Raw genomic sequence first — 22160 nt, 5'->3', positions numbered from 1 at the left:
AATAAAGACTGAATTTAAGGCACAGCGTTAAAATAAATCAAACATATATGAAACCATTGAAATACCAAGTTTTAATTATTCTTTCCCTTGTAACTTTTGGCTTAACTGCACAAAAGGGCAAAATGCCCTACAAAGACGCTTCCCTTTCTATAGAAGAACGGGTAAATGATTTGCTGCCCAGAATGTCTTTGGAGGAAAAAGTGGCACAAATGCGGATTTTCCACGCCAATATAGGGGTGGAATCTGATGAAAAAGGTCGATTGAAATTGTCCGATAGAGTCGTTGATAAGTTGAAGTTGGGTATTGCGGGCATTAAAAATCCTGGGGAGCATATTTCTCCATTAGCCGCGGCAAAACTCAATAATGAATTGCAGAAGTACATTATGGAGAGTAATCGTTGGGGTATACCAGCACTCTTTGTCACGGAATCCTACAACGGAGTGGATGCCGCAGGTTGTACCAAATTTGGTCGCCCCATAAATTCAGCAGCTACATTTAATCCTGAACTGGTGAACCGCATTTGGGATGTGGTGGGCAGGGAAGCGCGTTTACGCGGTATGCATATGTGCCACTCACCAGAGGCGGATTTGGTTCGTGACCCACGCTTTGGTCGTATGTCGGAAGCGTTTGGTGAAGACACCTATTTGACGACCCAGATGGTGCTCAATGCTATTAAAGGTGTTCAGGGTGATTACGAAGGTTTGGTTAACGGAACCCACATTGGTGCCGTAGCCAAACATTTTGCTGGCTACGGACAAGTATTGGGTGGTTCCAACTTTGCAGCCATCGAGATTTCGCCGAGAACCTTGATTGATGAAATTTACCCACCTTTCGAGGCTGCCGTAAAAGAAGCAAAAGCGTTAGGCATTATGGCATCTCATGGCGATATAAATGGGATAGCAAGTCATGGCAATCCAGAACTGTTAACGGGCGTATTAAGAGACCAATGGGGTTTTGATGGCTATGTGGTTTCCGACTCAAACGACATTGCACGACTGTATTATTTTATGAAGGTTGCTGAAAGTCCTGAAGCCGCTGCTCTCATGGGATTGGTAGCTGGTATTGATATCGATTTATATGCCGAAGATTCGTATGCCTATCTGCCGGAAATGGTCAAAAAAGACCCCTCGATTGAAAAGATGATAGACCGCTCCGTGAGACGAGTGCTTCGAACCAAAATGAGATTGGGCCTTTTTGATAATCCTTATGTGGATATTAAAAAAACGGAAAAAGAGGTGAGGTCAGCCTCTTCCTTGGCCTTGGCAGAAGAAGCGGATTTGGAATCCATTATCTTATTGAAAAATGAAGCCAACACCCTTCCATTAACGAAAAAAACACAAAAAATAGCATTGTTGGGACCGTTATTAGATGAAGGAACCCAGAAAGCTTTTGAAGCTGTAACGGGCAAACAGGTTACCTATGTAGCGAATAAAGGTTTTGAACTCACGGACGGAAACAAAGGCGTTCCAGTTGTGTTGCCTACAGATGAAAAGGCCTTAGAGCAATTGACAAATCTGGCAAAAGACGCCGATGTTTCCATATTGTTTTTGGGTGGTGATGAATTTACCGCCAAGGAAGCCTATTTCAATAATGCCTTGGGCGACCGTGCAACTATAGAACCTGTTGGACCACAAGACGAATTGGTCCAGCGTATTAAGGCATTGGGCAAACCAGTAATCATCGTTTTAAAACACCGTAGAACCTTGGCTATAAATATAATGGCTGAGAAAGCTGATGCTATTTTAGATGCATGGGATTTAAGCGAAATGGGCGATACCGCGATAGCTAAAGTACTCTTTGGAGAAGTTTCTCCATCAGGGAAACTACCTGTCACCGTGCCACGTTCTATTGGGCAATTTCCGTTTCATTACAGCATGAAGGAAATCAATTATAAAAAAGGCTATCTTTTCTTGGAAGACGGCCCGTTGTACCCCTTCGGATATGGTTTGAGCTATGGCGATTTTACCTATGATAACCTACAGCTTTCAGCTGCAACGATTACGCCAACATCGGAAATTACGGTAAACGTGAAAGTTACTAACTCTGGAAATATGAAGGCCAAAGAAGTGGTACAATTGTATCTAAAAGATGAAATAGGCTCTGTTACCCGACCAGATAAAGAATTGAAGGGATTTGAGAAAATAGAACTCAATCCCGGTGAGATCAAAACTGTAACCTTCACCATAACTCCAAAAATGTTGGAGTTTACGGGTTTAACAATGGAAAAAATTCTTGAACCGGGAGATTATACGGTACAAGTTGGCACGTCTTCAAAAGAAGGATTGACCGCAAGATTTAGATTAGAAAAATAGATGAACAAACAAGTAAAACGATACAAATGAGACGAACACCAAATACAATGTACAAAAGTGTCTTCCTATTTTTGCTATGCTTAGGCGTACAGGCACAAATGACCTTAGATAAAGAAAAAATTGAACACGCAATGGTGCGTGCCATGGAGTGGCAAGAGGCCCATCCTATTTTTGCCCTAGCACCAACCGATTGGACCAACGGTGCCTATTACGTTGGTGTATCAAAGGCTCATGAATCTACTAGGAACCCTATATTTTTGGCTGCGCTTAAAACTCAGGGGTATCGAAATGAATGGAAACCGCTTTACAGAACCTATCATGCGGATGATGTGGCGATTTCCTATTCCTATCTCTATGCTAATTCTACGAGACAGAATCTAGTAGATTTGGGACCAACAAAAGAATTTTTAGATATTCATTTGTACGAACCTAACAAGTGGAAAGACGGCTCGGATAAAATGGAATTCAAAAAAATACTATGGTGGTGGTGTGATGCGCTTTTTATGGCGCCACCGGTACTTACTCTTTATGCCAAACAAACGGGAGAAGAAAAATATTTGGATGCGATGCACAAATATTACATGGAAACTTATAACCTATTGTTTGATAAAGAGGAACACCTCTTTGCCAGAGATACCCGTTATCAATGGGGCGTCAATGATAAAGATTTAAAAGAACCCAATGGTAAAAAAATATTCTGGGCACGTGGAAACGGATGGGTTTTGGGCGGTCTAGTATTGGTATTGACCGATTTGCCCAAAGACTACGAACATCGTGATTTCTACATCAACCTTTACAAAGAAATGGCCGCTAAAATTAAAGACCTACAACATGAAGACGGTCTTTGGAGAACAAGTTTGCTTTCCCCTGAATCATGGGACCATGGTGAAGTCAGTGCTAGCGGCTTCTATACCTTTGCTTTGGCTTGGGGGGTAAACAATGGTATACTTGACAAAGCTACTTATGGTCCAGTAGTTAAAAAAGCCTGGAACGCCTTAGTAGCCTGCCAGCATGAAAATGGCATGGTAGGCTGGGTGCAAGATATTGGGGCAGACCCGCAACCAGCAACGGCGGACAGTTGGCAAAATTATGGTACAGGCGCCTTTTTATTGGCTGGTAGTGAGCTGTTAAAAATGGATTAGTGCAAAGAAGAACAGTCGTTTACTTTCTTTTATTCGTTCTAGGGTTAGGCTTTTTTATGGAAGGTAATGCCCAATTGACCAATTTGGACTATGAAAAGTTGGTTGAGGTCAAGAAAGCCATTCAAAATGAAGATGCCAATTACCTGCCCGCCTACCTAAAATTGATAAATGAAGCGGACAAGGCCTTAGATGAAGGCCCATTTTCGGTAATGCAAAAAAAGCAGGTAGCGGCCAGTGGGGATAAGCACGATTACCTTAGTTTAGCGCCCTACTGGTGGCCTGACCCCGAGAAAAAAAATGGCCTACCATGGATACGAAAGGATGGTTTGGTCAATCCGATGACCCGCGGTAATAATGTGGACGACCCAGCAAAAGACCGCTTTATTGCTAATGCGCAGGTATTGTCTTTGGCCTATTTTTTTTCAAGCGAAAAGAAATATGCAAAAAAGGTACAACAACTTTTAAAGGTTTGGTTTTTGGATGAAGCAACCCGTATGAATCCAAATCTTGAGCACGCCCAAGGTATACCCGGTAAAAACACGGGAAGGGGATTTGGAATCATAGAGTTTTCTGGCATTTCACACATTATCACGGCCATTGAAATCCTGGAATTGAAAAATACTTTACCCCAACAAATGGGTGCTGGGCTTAAGAAATGGCTTAACGACTATTTACTTTGGTTACAAACCAGCGATTTTGGTGTTTTTGAAAAAACCCGAAATAACAATCATGGCTCGTTGTACGATGTGCAGGTTGTTTCACTTTTAATGTTTTTTGGGAAAACAGAAGAGGCCAAGGCGGTACTCAATTCCGTTTTTAAAGAACGTATAAGCGTACAAATAGAGGCGGATGGTAGCCAACCCCATGAAATCAAGCGAACTAAAGGACTTACCTATAGTATTTTGAACCTTTCCGCGTTAACCCGATTGGCTTTTTATGGAAAGAAATTAGGGGTCAAGCTTTGGGAACGTACCTCGGAGGAGGGTGACCTAAAAAAGGCATATGATTTTTTATATGCCTATTTGGATGATAAAAATATATGGCCTTATGAACAATTGGGTAGTATGGAAAAAGCAATAGAAAGATTACGTAGAATGTTTGTAAATTCAGGAAGTATGATGGGTATTTCAGACTACTGTGATGTGTTGGCTCAGCTTAAAAATGTGGAGGACATCCAACAACTTATATATCCTTGTATGGCAGAATGATAACTAGATGAAACGAAGCGGAAACTTATGAAAGAAGTCAAAGAAGAAACGGTACAAACAAATAAAAGTATTTCCAGACGGAACTTTATAAGAAATACGGCCATGGCCACTGGATTAATTACTATAGTTCCAAGGCATGTTTTGGGTCGTGGTTTCACCTCTCCTAATGACAAAATCAATTTGGGTTATATAGGTCTAGGGAAGCAGGGCGGTATTCTGGCTAATAAGTTTATTTCGAATACAGTTGCTCAAATCGTGGCCGGTGCTGAAGTATGGTCATCCAAAAGGGAAGGGTTCAAAGAACTAGTAGGGCAGTATTATGCAGAAAAAAAAGGTCTTTCCCGATATGATACCGTTACTACATATTTGAATTACCAAGAGCTCTTGGAAAGAAAGGATATTGATGGTGTAGTAATTGCTACCCCAGACCATTGGCACGCCAAACAATCCATTGACGCTATGAAATCGGGAAAGGATGTGTTCTGTGAAAAGCCTATGACCAATACCATAAAAGATGGTAGAGACATGGTCAATGCCTTAAAAAAATATGACCGCGTCTTGCAGGTAGGCAGTATGCAACGCTCGTGGGAAAGGTTTATCAAAGCCAATGAGATTGTGAAGTCCGGTAAGTTGGGCGACATCAAAAAAGTATTGGTCAATGTGGGCGACCCCTATCGAAGTTATGATTTGCCCTTTCAAGAAACTCCCGAAGGTGTAGACTGGAATCTTTGGTGTGGACCAGTGCCTTTAATTCATTACCATGATACTATTGCGCCAGAAGTGGTGAAAACGTATCCGGCATGGCGTGATTTTAAAGAAATTGGCGGTGGCCGATTGGCCGATTGGGGTACCCATATGTTTGATATTGCACAGTGGTGCCTAGGTATGGACCGCACTGGCCCCGTATCGTTTATCCCGCCAAAAGACCCAAAAGCCACAAGGGGCCTACGAATGTTTTACGAAAACGGAATTGAACTGGTGCACGAGGATTTCGGTAGAGGTTGGGCTGTTCGATTTATCGGTAGCGAAGGAAGTTTGGATGTGAGCAGAAGTTTTCTGGAAACGACACCAAGCAGCATTTTAATGTCCAATGGTGACCATACCAAAGAACTGTTAAAAGACCAAGGTAATCACTATCAAAATTGGCTGGATTCCATCAAAACCAGACAGCAGCCCATTTGCGATGTTGAAATTGGACATCGGTCAGCAAGTCTATGTCATGTAGCGAATATCGCTTATGAATTGAACCGGCCTTTACAATGGAATCCCGTTACGGAAAAATTTAAAGATGATAGGGAAGCCAACAAAATGCGGAAGCGCAAAAAACGAAACTACGCGTAATCACAACGAAAACATCATACTATGAAAAGAATCGCCTTTAAAATGAAATTGAATCCTGGTCAAAAAAAGGCGTATACAGCGCGTCATAATCAACTTTGGCCAGAATTGAAAAAACTTTTAAAAGAATCAGGTGTAAGCGAATATTCCATCTTTTTTGATGAGGAAACTGATACTCTTTTTGCATTTCAAAAGGTATTTGGTAATGGAGGATCTCAAGATTTAGCCGATAATCCAATCGTTCAAAAATGGTGGGCCTTTATGGCGGATATTATGGAAACTAATCCCGATAATTCCCCTATTTCAACCACACTGGAAGAGGTGTTTTACATGGAATAGGTCTTTCACTAAAGTATAAAATTTTAGGTCTACGGTGGTTTACAGTACGGTACAGGATATCAAAATGCAGGAGTCTTGTTATTATTGGTATCATTAGAGTAAAACCTAACACTAATTTCATGGAAAGACGCAGCTTTACCCAACTTTCACTTATGGCCAGTATGGGGCTATTAGTTCCTATGCATGCCTGCAAGGATAACAAAAATAATACCTCCGAAATCCTAGCGGAAGAACTTCCTTTTAAAACCTTATCTGCCGAATTGTTGACCGAATGGTGTGATGCCATGCTCGCAACCCAAATCGATAATCCAGACAATCCCGCATTGCACGGGGCTTTGTTCTGTGATGCCTGCGATAGAATTCATGGAAGATGTATGGATGCGGTGTATCCGTTTTTGTACATGGCAGATACCACAGAAGAACAAAAATATTTAGATGCTGCTCTTAAAGTCATGAAATGGTCAGAAAATGTATCTAAAGAAGATGGTAGTTGGACGGTAGTTCCTAATCCTAAATCATGGCCAGGCATAACCGTTTTTGGTGCAATTGCCCTCGCTGAGGCTTTGCATCACCATGGTCATGTTTTACCTCCTGAAATAAAACAACAATGGACAGAGCGGTTGAAAAAGGCAGCTGATTTTGTACATAAAAACTTCAATATCGATTACAGCCATACCAACTATCCCATAAGTGCGGTTTACGGGCTTCATCTCTGGGGAACAATGTTTGATAATCAGGAATATTTGGCACATGCCGAACAACTGGCCAGCGAATTCCAAGGAAGGCTAACCCAACCCAATCATATCATTTTTGGAGAAAACAAACCGGCCACTGAACCCAGTGAAAAAGGACTGCTTCCTGTTGATTTAGGATACAATGTTGAAGAAACCCTGAATGGCATTGCACTTTATGCCTTAGCGATAAAAGATGAAGAACTTTTGGCCTTAGTCCAAAAATCGATGGAGGGTCATTTAGAGTTCATGCTTCCCGATGGCGCATGGGACAATAGTTGGGGTACGCGCCAGAATAAATGGAGTTACTGGGGCAGTCGTACTACTGATGGGTGCCAACCTGCATTTGCCATGATGGCCGATAGAAACCCGACCTTTGGTACAGCTGCCTACCGCAGCACCGAACTTCTACAACAATGTACCGTAGATGGTCTGTTGTCTGGTGGGCTACATTACAAAAGTCATGGTGTTACCCCTTGTTTGCATCACACGTTTGCCCACGCCAAATCATTAGCGTTTGTTTTGGACAATGCTAAAATACTTCCAGAAGTCAATACCAAAACACTTTTACCTAGAAGTAAAAACTATGGTATAAAACACTTTTCTGACCTTGACGTTTGGTTGGTTTCTACGGGGCCATGGCGGGCAACGGTTTCGTCGAATGATGTGGTCTTTAAAAAACCACTATCCCAGGCTGCCACTGGTGGTTCGCTTGCCGTGCTTTGGCACGAAAAAGTAGGGCCATTGTTTACAGCCAGTATGGCGGAATATCTTTTGGTGGAACCGTATAATCAGCAACCCCAGCCTGACGATGAAGATATCGCCCTAACTCCAAGAATGGAAGTAAAAAAAGGCGGGAGCTGGTTTACCAATTTGTATGACCGAAAGGCCGATGTTTTAACAAGTCAGGCCTCAGGAAAATCTGTGATAAGTGTAAAAACACAGCTCACTGATAAAGACCAAAAACAACTTGCCAACGCCCAATTTTATCTCACGTATAGTTTTGATGATGAGGTCACAAAAATCACGGCTATGACCAAAAATTGGGACCAGAGTTCTGGCGCCGCTTCTTTGGTGTTACCCTTAATATCCCCTAATTACGAAAAAGTCGTACAAGTATCCAAGCAAGAAATTGAGGTGTATAAAAAAGAGGGTAAGGTAGTGGTTTCAGTCAATACTCCGATTACCATTAGGAAGACCAAAAAGAGTAGGGTGTTCAATATGGTTCCGGGTATGCAGGCCATACCGTTGCAAATTGATTTTGAAGAAGGGATTAATTCCATTGATTGTAGTATTAAAGTGGTATAGGTATTACTGCAGCTATAGAATATAAGGATAATGGTTTAAGAGAAATTTTATGGGACTTCGTAGGTGAACATCTGCAAGCTCGAAGGATTATTCATTTGAATTTCTTGAGAAAGCTTGGTCAAAGTCCCCGTTTTTGAATTGCGTTTAAATACAACTATATTATCACTGAACTGATTGGCCACCAATACATATTTGCCAGACGGGTCTACACAAAAATTTCTAGGGTGTTTGCCATGTGTAGGTTGATGACCTACTAAATTGAGTTTGCCTGTTTCTTGGTTAATGGAAAAGATGCTAATACTATCTTCTTCTGGTGCGCGGTTAGAGGCGTATAAAAATTTACCATCAGGTGAAATGTGAATATCGGCCGCTCTATACAAATCTTGTTCAATTGCGTAGGAGGAATAATCTTTAATAAAACTTAAATGGCCTTTTGTGTACATGTACGCTGTAACCTTACCGCTTAATTCTGCCAATCCATAGCCAAATTTTCCATTAGGATGGAAGGTGAAATGCCGTGGGCCACTACCTGGTTTTGCCTTTATATTTTCAGAGTTTTTGAGTGATATGTTATCTTCAGTGTCGGTTACTTTAAACGTCCTGATTTTATCGCCACCTAAATCGTGTCCGAATAAAAATTCACCATCGGGTGTAAAATTGGTGGAATGTAAATGTGCCTTATCCTGTCTAGCTTTTATGATACTGCTGTCCTTGAATTGGAGAAGTTGGTGGTATGGGTTTAGGCTTCCGTTTGCATTTATGGCAAAAACCGAGATTCCCGCATCCGTGTAATTGGAGTTTACCAATTGTTTCCCAGAGGGATGCAACGATAAATGAACAGGATTTCTTCCCCCCGCATCTTGGGAACCCAAAAAAGATAGGCTTCCATTGATAGCATTCACCGCAAAAGCGGCAACCTTGCCATGTGTGGGCAACTGACTTTCCATCACGGAATATAAAAAGCGCCCATCGTCAGAAATTTTTAGAAATGAAGGATTAATGGTGTTTGATTGTTCATAAAGCAATTCTAATTCTCCTGAAGCTTGGTCAAATTCATATACCCGAATGCCGTTTGAGGGCTTACCTTCGGTAAAACTTCCAATAAAAACTAGGGTTCTGTAGCTTTTTGTTTCGCAAGAACTTAACAGAATAACTAAACCTACAATTAATCTTAAAAAATACATTAGCGCTAAACTATGGTATAATAATATATGTACCCTTAAAATTTTGATTGAGTACCATGACGGTTAATTCTGTTTTAGTGCTATCGGGAATTATCTCTATGGATGCACGCCCATTAGCCATACCTATTATTTCACTACCCGTGGGGGTACCTTGGTTTTTGAGCGTTGCTCCGCCTTCAAGGCATTGAAAATATACCTTGTCTTCATAATCCAAGCAGCGTAACCCATCTTTGTCTATAGCAGTTGCCGTAACTAAATAATTACCATTTTTCATGAGCTTGTAAGAAAGCTCAAGGCCTTTGGCTGTGTCATTTCTTTGAAAACGATAGTTCACTAGTAAGGTGTCTTGAACAATACCCTCTTTAGTGATACCCACTGCGATTAACTCATTTTTTCCTTCCTTAAAGTCGATGTCCCAAGTGAGTCCTGATGCTGGAAATTTTGAAATATCCTTTTTCTTTTTACCCAAATTAATACCGTTATGGGTTAGTTCTACTTCATCACAATTACTAAATACGCTAAGGTTTCGCTTTTTTCCTGCGGGGCCTTGGCGTTCAGTCCATGTTTTGGATTCGATATACACAAAAGGATCTTTGGCCCAATGACTTTTAAATACGTAATAGGCATCTTTGGGATTGCCGTTACGATCCACCAAGCCTTTTTGATTCATGTATGGAATATCGTTTTCGGGTCGTAATGGGGTTCCGAAGTCTTTAAAAGCCCATTGTGCATTGCCTACAAAAGTGGAATCTTGTTCGGTAATGCGTAAATGCCAATCAAAGAGATCCACGATATAGTTTTCGCTCCAATCCCCAATTTGTGCTATATTCGCCACTTTGGTCTGTACTATAGCCTCTTCCCAACCGTCTGAATTAATTACGCCTTCACCTGTAATAGGGTTTTCAGTGTGCCTGCCTACGTGGCTAGAACCGCCATATTCAGTGTGTAAAAAATGGTCGTATTGCGGTTTGTAAGTATCAATCGCCTTCTGATAACTTTTATAACTCCCTGAGTACCAGCCTGACCATATGGACGGTGAAAATACGTCCACGATTTCTGCGCCCTCATAGTATTTACGGATAGCTGTTTTTCGTGTAGGGTCCATTTCATGGGCAATGTCGTTGAGTTCGGTCAAAAATGCATTCATTCTATCGATATCATCACCATTTTCAAAATCGGGCAGCCAGTACATTTCATTTCCCAGAGACCAAATAATGATACTAGGGTGGTTGTAGTTTTGGTCTATGATTTCACGCAGCATGTTTTTGGTGTTCGTTTGCCATATTTCTTCGCCCAAACCTCCGCGGCACCAGGGTAATTCGTCCCAAACAAGAATACCCAACTCATCACAAGCCTTGTAGATTTCAGGGTCTTGTGGATAGTGCGCCAAACGCACAAAATTGGCCCCCATTTCCTTAATCTGTTCCATATCTTTTCGGTGCTGTGCATTGCTCATGGCAGCGCCAACTCCGGCATGTTCTTCATGGCGGTGGGTTCCTCGTAAGAGCACCCTTTTTCCATTGAGGTAAAAAGGACCGTTCTTTTTAAACTCGAACCACCGTAGGCCCACTTTTTCACTTGTCTCATCGAGCAACTGGTCATTTTTAAATAGCGATACGACCACTTCGTAAAGGTTGGGGTCGTCAATATCCCAAAGCATGGGATCTTCAATATTCGTCAATGCCATTTTACTAGTCTCTCCTTTTACCGTTTGTTCCGCCGATACCACGACGTCTCCTTTAGGATTCTTAAGTACTGCTTTGATATTTAAAGGAGCTGTAGTATTATAATCAGCGATGGGAATTTCAAGATGTACATCGGCAGTTTTGTGGGATACCGTCGGAGTAGTTACCTTAACTGTGCCGAGAGCCAGTTTTGGTTTGGTTACAAGCCAGACATCTCTAGTGATTCCCCCATATATAAAGAAATCACTTTTTTGAGAAGGAATCACATCACGATTGTACCCATTGTCCACCCGAACTAAAATGGTATTATTTCCTTTGTTCAAATAGGACGTTATATCAATTTCAAAACCGATATATCCGCCAATATGGCCACCAGCCTTTTTCCCATTTACATAGACTTCAGTTGTTATATTGGCTCCTTCAAAGTAAAGGTTGTAGCGCGTATTTGCATCAATCCCATCAAATGACAATACTTTTTTATACCAACTACCACTTCTACGGTATCCAGCTTCATTATCCGTGGGGTCTTCACTGTTCCAAGTATGGGGCAAATCTATGCTTACCCAAGAATCTAAATTTTGTATGAGCTCAATACCTTCTGCGTTATCTTCAAGATAGTACCACTCTTCATTAATGTTGGTTTTGCTTCGAAGCGCGGTGGTACTTTCCTTGTTTTGACATCCAACAATAGAAAAAAGTAGACTTAGAAATATAATTGATGCTCTCATTTGAGGTAATTATTAAAAAAGATGAAAATATTGTCAGATTGGTTTTAATCCATCCTGTACTACCAAGGGTAGTAGAAGAACAGACCTTAAATTATTTATATTTTTTGCTGTCTTAACAAAGCCTCTAGAAAATAATAGTCACCATAAACTATAGGTTCATCCATTTCGTCGTTCTTAGGCCAATTACCTGTGCTATGCTTTAATATAAAAGGTGCATTTATACTTTTTTCTAAAATATATTCTTTTGATTTTAGGGTGTTTAAAACCTTATTGGCATAGGATTTATACATTGGAGAGTCAGTATAGGTATGTAGTTCGTAACAGGCGGATGCTATTATGGTCGCAGCAGAAACATCACGTACTGCATTAGGAATCTCTGGGTCATTAAAGTCCCAATAGGGTATACCATCATCTCTTAGAGAAGGATTGTTCAGGTAGAAGTCAAAAGTAGCAATGGCTTGCTGCAAAAATTTTGGATTTTTTGTATATCTGTAGGTCATGGTATAGCCATAAATTGCCCAAGCCTGACCGCGAGCCCATGCTGAATTAGCATCAAAACCTTGATGGGTAACCTTGTCTTTGGCTTTGCCCGTAATTGTATCATAAACCACTACATGGTAACTGCTATGGTCATCTCTAAAATGATTTTTAAGGGTAGTGGTGGCATGCGATACTGCAATGTCATGGTAGGTACTATCCCCTGAAATTTTAGTAGCTTCAAAGAGCAATTCCAAATTCATCATGTTATCAATAATGACGGGAAACTCCCAGATATCCTTATTAAAATCCCAAGAACGGAGACTGCCAACATTTTTATTAAATCGAGTGCTAAGGGTTTTGGCACTTTCTACGATGATGTCATCATATGATTGGTTGGGTTGTACATTGTTACCTTGACCAAAACTGCAATAGACTTTAAAACCCATGTCATGGGTCTGGTCATTATATTTTTCTTTTTCAATTAATGCAGTCCATTTTATTGCTTGTTCTTTGAACCGTTCGTCACCTGTAAGTTGGTATAACAACCAAAGGTTGCCGGGGTAAAAACCACTGGTCCAATCTTTGGAGGGAACTTTGTTGATTTCTTTTTTCTCTAGGGAATAGCTTCTGGGGAAGCTGAGGGAGTCAACAGGATGCTTTAAAAGGTGTTTGAATCTAACGGATAATAAGGAATCAATAGTTGCCTCTTGGGTTTCCTTAAATTCTTTTGTCTCTTTCTTGCAGGCTAAAAATAGCGAGGCAAAGGTTAGGACAAAAACTAAATACTTAATTTTTGAAGTCATACATTGAAGGGTAAAAAAGAGTGGCCTTTTTCAAGGCCACATCTTCTGAGGGAATATTAATAACCTTTATTGTTCGGTGCTAAGTTTGGATTACGATCTAACTCATCAAAAGGAAGGGGGAACAAATAATCTCTTGATGGGTCAAAATTGGGTTGTGGTTCTAAGCCATTTGGACCAAAAACCTCTGATCCCAGTTGTCTTCTCTTAATATCATACCATCGCTTGAACTCAAAAGCAAGTTCCCATTTACGTTCCTCAAGTACTAAATCTCTAAATTCTTCTTGGGAAAGTCCACTAACTACATCCGCAGGAAAATCAGAACCATTACCCGCTCTTGCTCTTGCTCTTACGCGATTTATATACCCAACAGCCTCACCTGAACCGGGGCTTATTTCGTTTAATGCTTCTGCCGCAATCAAAAGCACTTCAGCATACCGCATAAGTGCATAATTAAGACTAGAGGCTCTACCATTGCCTGTTCCTGTAGGTCCGATTGCGCGAGTATATTTTGCGATATAAGCACTCTGAATGTTTCTTGAATCAAACTCGGGGAATCTATCGAAGCGTAATTCTTCACCTCCAAAGATACCAGTGGTATCTAGACTTACCGCTTTTCTGTAATCCCGTCCGTCCCATGAGTTGTATACATTAATCGTGGGTACGGCAACAGACCAGCCACCACCAATATTACCGCGTTCGTTTGCTCTAATTCCAGTAAGTGCAGGGGTATAGTCTCTTCCATCATTACCTTCACTAAAGCCATTAAAATCTAGACTTAACAAAAATTCATTTAAACCGGCCTGTTTACTATGGTCAAATAAATCTTGAAAATCACTCGCTAAGCCAAGATTAAATTCAGCTTCACCATCGATAATAAATTTTGCTTCATTATAAGAATTTTGAAATTCTCCTAAAGTTAAGTATACCGAAGCTAAGAATGCTGCAGCTGTAGCTTTACTGGGTAACGCTCTAACAGATTGTGTGTTTGGTAACATTTCTTTGGCCATTTCTAAATCTGCAATAATATTGGCATAAACTTGGTCTGCAGATGTCTTAGAGATGGTTTTAGCATCATCTATATTTTCTACAGGTGCATCTAAATAAGGTATGTCACCAAATAAGCGCACTAAATGATAGTAAGTATATGCTCTAAAAAAATAGGCTTGACCCACTACTGGATTTAATTGCTCAGCTGGTGAATCTAACCTAGCTGCCGCTGCAATAGCCTCATTGGTACCTGCAATAACTTGATAAGCTCTAGGCCATAAAGCGGTTACCATTCCGTTATCTGAGGCCATTGAAAACCGGTCAACATCTTGCCTACGACCAGGAGTTCCTTGATCGCCTATAGAAACCATATCACTCCGTAACATAATAGGTAATGATAATTTTCTTCCCCAATAGGCTTCGGTAGCCATATTACCTATGGCACCATTTACTAGAGTTTGAACGTCTTCGGGGGAATTAATCAAGCCGTCAGGAGAAAGTTGTCCTACGGGTACTTCTTCTAAATCTGAACACCCAATAAATATGAGAGAAAGTAATAGTCCGATATATTGTAACCTTTTCATATTATTCTTTTTAAAATTTTAAATTCAATGATACTGTGTAGGCCCTTATGTTAGGGTAACTACCGTAATCGAAACCTCTATTAACATTACTATTTAGATTTCCTTGACTTTGGTAGCTTGCTTCTGGATCAGTACCAGGAAAGTCTGTAAATGTTAATAAGTTCTGGCCACTTACCCCTAATCTAACTGATTGCATACCAAACTTTGATACGATATCTTGTGGGATATTGTAGCCTAGTGCAAGGTTCTTAAGACGAATATAGCTGCCGTCGTAAACAAATCTGTCAGTTATTCTTTTTTCCCGTACTGCTGCAGATGGTATATTAGTATTAGTATTTGACGGTGTCCAGGCATTTAGCACCTCTGGGGTGGCGTTTGATTCTCCTGAAGCTAATTCAAGAAAAGTATAGCTGAAAATATCACCACCCACCGATGCCTGGAAAAAGATATTTAAATCAAAATCTTTATACCTTAAATTATTATTAAAGCCTGCAATCCAGTCTGGATTAGGATCACCAATTATTTTTCTGTCTGCTCCTGTAATTACACCATCTCCATCAATATCTGTAAATAATTCATCACCAGCTCCTGTTTCTGCAAAGCCTGCAGTCCCGGTTTCTGGTGTACCTTGGTTAACTCCTCGATACTCATAACCCCAAAATACACCTACAGCTTCACCTTCTCTTAAAAGATGTGTTTCGTCTTGTAAAAAAGACCCTGGAGAAGAATCTAGAAATATATCTTGGCCATCTACTAATTTTATTACCTCATTGCGGTTTCTTGACCAGTTAAAATCCGTACTCCAGCTGAAGTTTTCGTTAGTGATGTTTTTTGTATTTAAAGTAATTTCTAACCCTCTATTATTAATTTCACCAATGTTTCTAAGAGATGTTAAGTTTGCAAAACCTATATATTCTGGTGCAGAAGAATCTCCAAGAATTAAATCTTTGGTGTCTATGGTGTAATAGTCGAAGGTCATGGCTATTTTATTGTCTAATAACCCTAAATCAAATCCAATATTAGTTTGGTATGAGGTTTCCCATTTTAAATCTGGATTAGCCAATTGTTCAGGTACCACCGCATTAACAGTCTGGTCGCCAACGTTTGAATAAATTCTGCTAAAGCTCGCCAATGATTGGTAAGGAGAAATAGCTGGATTGCCGGTTAGACCATAACTAGCTCTAAGTTTTAAATTAGAAATGGTAGTATTGTTTCTTAGAAATTCTTCATTTGAAATTCTCCATCCGATTGCACCTGAAGGAAAAAAGGCATATTTATTATTTCTAGAAAAGTTAGACGATCCATCTCTTCTTGCAGTGAATGTTATTAAATATCTATCATCATATTCATAATTAAGTCGCCCAAATTGTGATACTATTTCACGTTCAACAAGACTAGAAAAAGGAGTTTGTATATCTGATCCTGCTCCTAAATTAAAATAAGAAAGGCTATTACTAATAAAGTTTTGAGCTGCTGCTCCAAAAGATTCGGTTCTGGTTTTTTGATAGGAATACCCCAACAAAGCTGTTAGATTTCCTTTTCCAATTTCTTTAGTGTAGGTAAGATAATTTTCTGATAGAATATCTTTTCTTTTAATTGCTTGTATACTACCAATACCCCCTTGATTACTTGCTTGACCTATAAGTGTTGAGGGTTGAAAACGTCCACGTGTGCTGTTTGTGGTCCCATAACCAAAAGTTGTTTTAAAAGATAAGCCATCTATAATTTGATAATCGGCATAAAAATTAGCTCTGTAATCATCTGTTTTAGTTTCGTCTATTGATTCAGTTGCAATAGCAAAAGGGTTGTCAAACTGATCCCCAACAGGATTGGTAGTATTTACCCCGTTTGCATCTTGAACGGGTGTATCAGGTGCAAAACGATAAGCCGTTGAGATAACATCACCTCCACCGCTACCACCACTGGTAGCCTGACTCTGAACGCCGTCTCTATTGCCTACATTTGCAAATGCATTGAATCCTAATTTTAATTTGTCTGTTGCTTGAACATCAATATTACTTAAGAATGAAAAGCGTTCAAAACCTGAATTAATAACTACACCTTCTTGATTAAAATAATTACCAGACACGTAATAATTAATCTTTTCTGAACCTCCAGAGAAAGAAAGTTGATGATTAGAAACACTGCCGGTTCTATATATTAAATCTTGCCAATCAATATTTGCTGTACCTTGCTCATATGTTGGATTTATAGCTTGTCTGTAAGTGGCAAATTCAGAGGCATTTAATAATTCTAAGCGTTCAGATACATTTTGAGATGAGTAAGAAGAGTTTAATTCTATAACCATTCTACCCTTGCTTCCTTTTTTAGTGGTAACTAAAATAACACCATTGGCACCTCTTGAACCGTAAATGGCTGTAGCTGAGGCATCTTTTAGTATTTCTATAGACTCAATGTCCGATGGTTGGGGTAATGTGCCACCTACAAAACCATCTACTACAACTAAAGCCTCACTACTTGCACCAATTGAAGTGTTACCTCTAATACTAATAGAAATTGGCGCTCCTGGTTCACCACCATTGTTTGATTGTACGGCAACACCCGCAGCTCTACCTTGTAAAGATTGCTCTGCAGTAAGTACTGGAAATGCAGCAAGTTCTTCAGCTTTAACGGATGACACAGAACCTGTAATGTCTGATTTTTTGGATGTACCGTAGCCAACAACCACTACTTCATCTAAGGCACTTACATCTTCTTTAAGTGTAACATTTAAGGTGCTATTTCCATTTAGCGGTTGTTCTTGAGCAACAAATCCAATGTAACTGAATATTAAAATGGCATCTTTATTAGATACGGCAATGGTATAATTACCGTCAAAATCGGTAGATGTGCCATTAGTTGTTCCTTTTTCGATTACATTAACTCCTGGAATACCTAGACCATCATCACTGGATACAACTGTACCAGATATTTTTTGCTGTTGACCAAATGCTGATAAGGTTAAAAAAAGGAAAACCCCAAAGAGTGAATTCTTTAGTTTTTTAAAAATTTCACTTTCATACATAAGTTTAGTTTATTTAGTTAGTAACTTAAATCAGTTTTAAACTTGCCTGTCTTGTAGGTATCTCATAAGACTATACCTAGGCTATTAAAACCTTTTCAAAACTATCACAATAGAGGTTTTCAAAAGTTCAGAAATAGGGGTTAAATAATACAAAAACCTAAAAATTAGAGGGGTATGATTGCGATTTTAATTTAAATCAAAGAAGTTTTCAGAAAATTTCTGAATGTAAGCTGTTGGACTTAGATTGTATTTTTTTTGAAAACATTTACTAAAATACTTGGGGTTATTAAAACCAACTAGATAGCTTATTTCCGAAATATTTAAGTTCCCCTGTTCCAATAGTTCAGCGGACCTTTTCAATCTTAGTTCTTGTATAAATTCGTTTGGAGTGCAATTTGTCCAAGCTTTAATTTTTGTAAACAACAAAGTTCTGCTTACACCCAATTCTGTGGCAAATGTGATTATATCAAAATTAGCATTAGAGATATTACTTTCTACAATTTCTAATGCTTTTTTCAAAAGATTTTCATCCATTGACGATGCCACAATTTCGTTAGCAAGTAAGTTTTGTTTTTCAGAAAATTTGGTGCGCATTCGTTTAGACGAATCAATTAGGTTTCTAGTTCGCAGTTTAAATTCTGTTATGTTAAATGGTTTACTTATGTAATCATCGGCCCCATTTTCAAGACCTTCAAACTTATATAGTAGAGCTGTTCTAGAAGTTAAAAGGACAACAGGTATGTGACTGGTTTTTAAATTTGATTTTAATTTAGCACATAATTCTGTGCCAACCATTTCCGGCATAATAACATCAGATATTACGAGGTTTAGGTCATGTTTTAGAGCTTTAGATAATGCTTCTTTACCATCACCAGCTTCTAAAATATTGTACTTGTCTTTAAGAAAATCTTTTATAAAATTCCTCAAAGGCACATTATCTTCAACCAAAAGAATTGTGTCTTTTTGTTTTTCTTGTAATAAATCTTCAGTACTAATTAAAGCATCAAAATCACTCTGAATAAGTTGAGATTTATACAAACCTAAATCATCACTGAATTTGTATTCATGGTTGATTTCATTTAGCTCAATGTGGTCTTTGCCTAATTTTAACCGGACCTTGAATATTGCACCACTATTTTGAGCATTGCTTACACTAATATCTCCTTTATGAAGGTCTACTATACTTTTTGCTATAGATAACCCTATACCTGTCCCAGAACCTTTTGCATTTGCAGGTTTTTGATATTCTGGTATTTCGAAAAATCTGTCAAAGATTTTTTCTTTAAACTCTTCAGGTACTCCTGGTCCAGAGTCCGATACGCAAATTAGAATACAATCTGCTTCTTTATGTACTTGAATATGTATGTTACCTCCTGCAGGAGTGTATTTAAAAGCATTTGATATTAAGTTATAAAAAACCTGTTCTAATTTAGGCCTGTCGTAATAGACTAAAATTTCTTCTGCCTCGGAATAAAATTTATAGGTAAAACCGTTGCATCTAGCATACTCTGAAAATGATAAATAAATCTCTTTTAAAAACTTTACAATATTACCTTCAGCTGCTTCTAAAGTATATTTTTTGTGTTCAAGCTTTCTAAAGTCCATTAATCTATTAATCAATTGTAAAAGTCTATTCGCATTACTTTCTATCACCAATAATTTTTTATAGACTACCCTACTGCCTTTATAATCGGTCAACAATTGCTGTAAAGGACCAGTGATAAGAGTTAAGGGAGTTCTAAATTCATGAGAAATATTTGTGAAGAACTGCAATTTTGCGTCATTAAGAACTCTATTTTTTTCATTTTCTAAATGTTCTAATTCCAGCCGATGTTTAAGTTTAGTTCTAGAACGAATAATGTTTGTTAACCAAAATAGTATAGCTAGAGTAGTTAATATATAGATAGCTTTAGCCCAATTGGTTAACCATGGTGAAGGACTAACATTTATTTTTAAAGATGTTGATTTTTTATTCCATACGCCGTCATTATTTGCGCCTTTTACTTCGAATACATAATCTCCTGGTCTTTGTATTATAAAATTGGCACTTGTAGCTTTCGTATGAATCCAATTTTCTTCTAAACCAAGCATACGATACTTATAACTATTACTATTGGAATTGATATAATTTGGGATAGAAAAATCAATAGAAAAGTTTGTATTATCATGGTTAAGATTAATGGTTTTGGTAAACGAAATATTTTGCTTTAAAACACCATTATTTTCATTAACTTTTACCGTTTGGTTTTTGAGTTTAAAATCGGTTAAAATTACTTGTGGGCTATAGGAATTTGTAGTTAGCTTGTTTTCGTAGAAGATTGATACACCGTTTGGCCCTCCAAATAAAAACTTTGATTTCCCTTGCTTTAAAGCAGCTCCACTGCTGAATTCATTACCGACTAAACCATCTTTTTCAGAATAATTTTGGAATGTTCTGTTGTTTATGTCATATTTAATTAATCCTTCATTACTGCTCAACCACATAGTATTATAATTACCTTGAAGCATAGCGTATATTGAAGTGATATCACTTGAGGTGTTTATAGTAACTTTTTTAAATGTGTTTCCATTAAATCTAAACAGCCCCTTTGCTCTTGTGCCGACCCAGATAACACCTTTTGTATCTTGGAAAAGGGTTAAAATATCCTCTCCAGAGCTTGTATTTATATCGTAAAAAAAGCGCTTTATTCGAACTTTATTGTTTGTAGAATCAGCAATTGTCAATAGATTTAAACCGCTTTGGGTTCCAACCCAAACGTTTGAGTTTTTACCTACCATTAAACAACGAACTCTGTTACTAGATAGACTCTGTTCAGAATTGGTTTTGTTTCTGTAATTGAGGATTGATTTGTCTTTAAGATTATATCGCCAAATCCCTTTGCCAAAAGTACCTATCCAAATTTCATTATTTACACCTTTAGTTATTGAATATATTCCAGTGTTCTCTAAAAGTGAATTAAGTTCTGTAGAAACTAAATTTGGTTCTTGCTTGTTCTTTTTTAGATTGAATGTTTCAATACCCTTGTCAAACGTTCCAATCCAGAGTATATCCTGATCAATTAAAAGTGACTTTATATTGTTACTTTCTAAAAATTCAGTATTTGCGGTATTTAAATATTTAGTTTGGTTGTCATTTGTATTTAAAATGGTAATTCCACCGCCTTCGGTTCCAAAATATAAGTTGTTATAGCTGTCTTCTACAATTGAACTAACTACTTTATGAGAAAGTCTTGTTTTACTATCTGATTCTGTAAGATTGATAAAATTAGTGTTAGATTCATCCCAAATGTCAATTCCTCCATAGTATGATCCAATCCAAATTGAACCTTTACAATCTTTAAAAACAGACTTAATATAGTTATGACTTAAGCCATTATTATCATTTGGGTCATACTCAAGTCGTTTCACGTGTTTTTCTGGACTGATAATAGCAATACCTTTAGAGGTGCCTACCCATAATTCTCCATTATTGCCTGAAATGATAGCTCTTACATCTTCGGATTGTTCTAATAGTTTATTTGGAATAAATGATTCGGATATCAAATCAAACTGCAACAATCCTAAGTTTTTTGTACCAATACAAATGGTGTTGTCATCGCAAAGAGACATATTTTGAACGTATGGATAATGTTTACTATCTAATGGCGAAATTGACTTGAAATCATAAGAATGATTATCCTTTTTACTTGCTTTAAATAAGCCCTTAGAGGTTCCTATCCATATTGTACCATTTTTTGCTTGCTTTATGCTCAAAATAAAATTAGATGAAAGTTGATTATCTTTTACAAATTCATTGAGCTGATAATTGATAAAATGATTTGTTTTTTTATTGTAAATACTTAATCCATTTGCTGTGCCAATCCAGAGTTTGCCATCTGCTGTTTCTTCTATTGCCCAAACAGAATTGTCACATAAAGAATTTTTATCCGTGTAGTAATAGTATCTTGTAAATGAATCTTCAATGGGGTCATATTTGTTCAGGCCGTTGTATGTGCCAATCCAGATATATCCTTGAGAGTCCTCTTTTATTGTTAAAATATCACTATTACTTATAGTAGTGCTGTCAGATGGGTTATTTCTAAATATTCTAAAACCACTGCCATAATATAAGTTTAAGCCATCACGTGTTCCTAACCACATTCTATCCAAATTATCTTGCTCCATTGCTATCACAGAGCTTTGAGAGAGTCCATCAGAAGTGCCAAGATGACTAAATGTATAGGGATTATAGCTTTCCTGAGGATAATTTAAGGTTATCGTTAGAAGACAAATTAAGAGATGAAAAGTTTTCATTTTTATTAGATAT

The 22160-nt window shown here is 38.3% G+C and carries 12 protein-coding genes; 6 read left to right on the top strand and 6 right to left on the bottom strand.

Going from position 1 to position 22160, the window contains the following annotated elements; genetic code table 11:
* Nucleotides 1-47: 47 nt before the first annotated feature.
* From FBT53_RS08420 to FBT53_RS08395, 6 genes are all read left to right on the top strand, one after another.
* Nucleotides 48-2312 carry a glycoside hydrolase family 3 N-terminal domain-containing protein gene (locus FBT53_RS08420; protein WP_136950740.1) on the top strand — a complete coding sequence of 755 codons (2265 nt, stop codon included), beginning with the start codon at nucleotides 48-50 and terminating at the stop codon, nucleotides 2310-2312.
* 26 nt (nucleotides 2313-2338) lie between these two features.
* The gene (locus FBT53_RS08415) at nucleotides 2339-3454 is read left to right on the top strand and encodes a glycoside hydrolase family 105 protein (protein WP_205729033.1); all 1116 of its coding nucleotides are present in this window, start codon (nucleotides 2339-2341) and stop codon (nucleotides 3452-3454) included.
* Entirely contained in the window at nucleotides 3454-4662 is a 1209-nt protein-coding gene (locus FBT53_RS08410; protein WP_136950739.1) for an alginate lyase family protein, read from the top strand. Before FBT53_RS08415 ends, FBT53_RS08410 begins: the two co-directional genes overlap by 1 nt.
* A gap of 27 nt (nucleotides 4663-4689) precedes the next feature.
* The gene (locus FBT53_RS08405) at nucleotides 4690-6003 is read left to right on the top strand and encodes a Gfo/Idh/MocA family protein (RefSeq protein WP_136950738.1); all 1314 of its coding nucleotides are present in this window, start codon (nucleotides 4690-4692) and stop codon (nucleotides 6001-6003) included.
* Between the two features lie 21 nt (nucleotides 6004-6024).
* Nucleotides 6025-6339 carry an L-rhamnose mutarotase gene (gene rhaM, locus FBT53_RS08400; RefSeq protein WP_136950737.1) on the top strand — a complete coding sequence of 105 codons (315 nt, stop codon included), beginning with the start codon at nucleotides 6025-6027 and terminating at the stop codon, nucleotides 6337-6339.
* 119 nt (nucleotides 6340-6458) lie between these two features.
* On the top strand, nucleotides 6459-8378 hold the full coding sequence (locus FBT53_RS08395) for a hypothetical protein (protein ID WP_136950736.1): 1920 nt from the start codon (nucleotides 6459-6461) through the stop codon (nucleotides 8376-8378).
* A gap of 47 nt (nucleotides 8379-8425) precedes the next feature.
* Here FBT53_RS08395 and FBT53_RS08390 read toward each other — a convergent pair whose 3' ends face one another.
* The 6 genes from FBT53_RS08390 to FBT53_RS08365 all read right to left on the bottom strand — a co-directional run bounded on the left by FBT53_RS08390 (nucleotide 8426) and on the right by FBT53_RS08365 (nucleotide 22147).
* Nucleotides 8426-9562, bottom strand: a complete 1137-nt coding sequence (locus tag FBT53_RS08390; RefSeq protein ID WP_136950735.1) for a lactonase family protein — start codon at nucleotides 9560-9562, stop codon at nucleotides 8426-8428.
* A gap of 10 nt (nucleotides 9563-9572) precedes the next feature.
* The gene (locus FBT53_RS08385) at nucleotides 9573-11975 is read right to left on the bottom strand and encodes a glycoside hydrolase family 2 TIM barrel-domain containing protein (RefSeq protein WP_136950734.1); all 2403 of its coding nucleotides are present in this window, start codon (nucleotides 11973-11975) and stop codon (nucleotides 9573-9575) included.
* A gap of 95 nt (nucleotides 11976-12070) precedes the next feature.
* Nucleotides 12071-13258 (bottom strand): glycoside hydrolase family 88 protein, encoded by a 1188-nt coding sequence (locus tag FBT53_RS08380; protein ID WP_136950733.1) that lies wholly within the window; start codon nucleotides 13256-13258, stop codon nucleotides 12071-12073.
* A 56-nt stretch (nucleotides 13259-13314) separates the two neighbouring features.
* Nucleotides 13315-14829: a RagB/SusD family nutrient uptake outer membrane protein gene (locus FBT53_RS08375; RefSeq protein ID WP_136950732.1), complete on the bottom strand. Its 1515-nt coding sequence runs from the start codon at nucleotides 14827-14829 to the stop codon at nucleotides 13315-13317.
* Nucleotides 14830-14839: 10 nt separating this feature from the next.
* A complete protein-coding gene (locus FBT53_RS08370) occupies nucleotides 14840-17854 on the bottom strand; it encodes a TonB-dependent receptor (protein ID WP_136950731.1) in 3015 nt (1004 codons plus the stop codon).
* Between the two features lie 186 nt (nucleotides 17855-18040).
* Nucleotides 18041-22147 (bottom strand): hybrid sensor histidine kinase/response regulator transcription factor, encoded by a 4107-nt coding sequence (locus tag FBT53_RS08365; RefSeq protein WP_169630337.1) that lies wholly within the window; start codon nucleotides 22145-22147, stop codon nucleotides 18041-18043.
* Between the last annotated feature and the right edge of the window lie 13 nt (nucleotides 22148-22160).

It is taken from the genome of Flavobacterium sp. ASW18X, assembly GCF_005144745.1.
Classification (GTDB): Bacteria; Bacteroidota; Bacteroidia; order Flavobacteriales; family Flavobacteriaceae; genus Croceivirga.
This window is presented reverse-complemented; position numbering and strand designations above follow the sequence as displayed.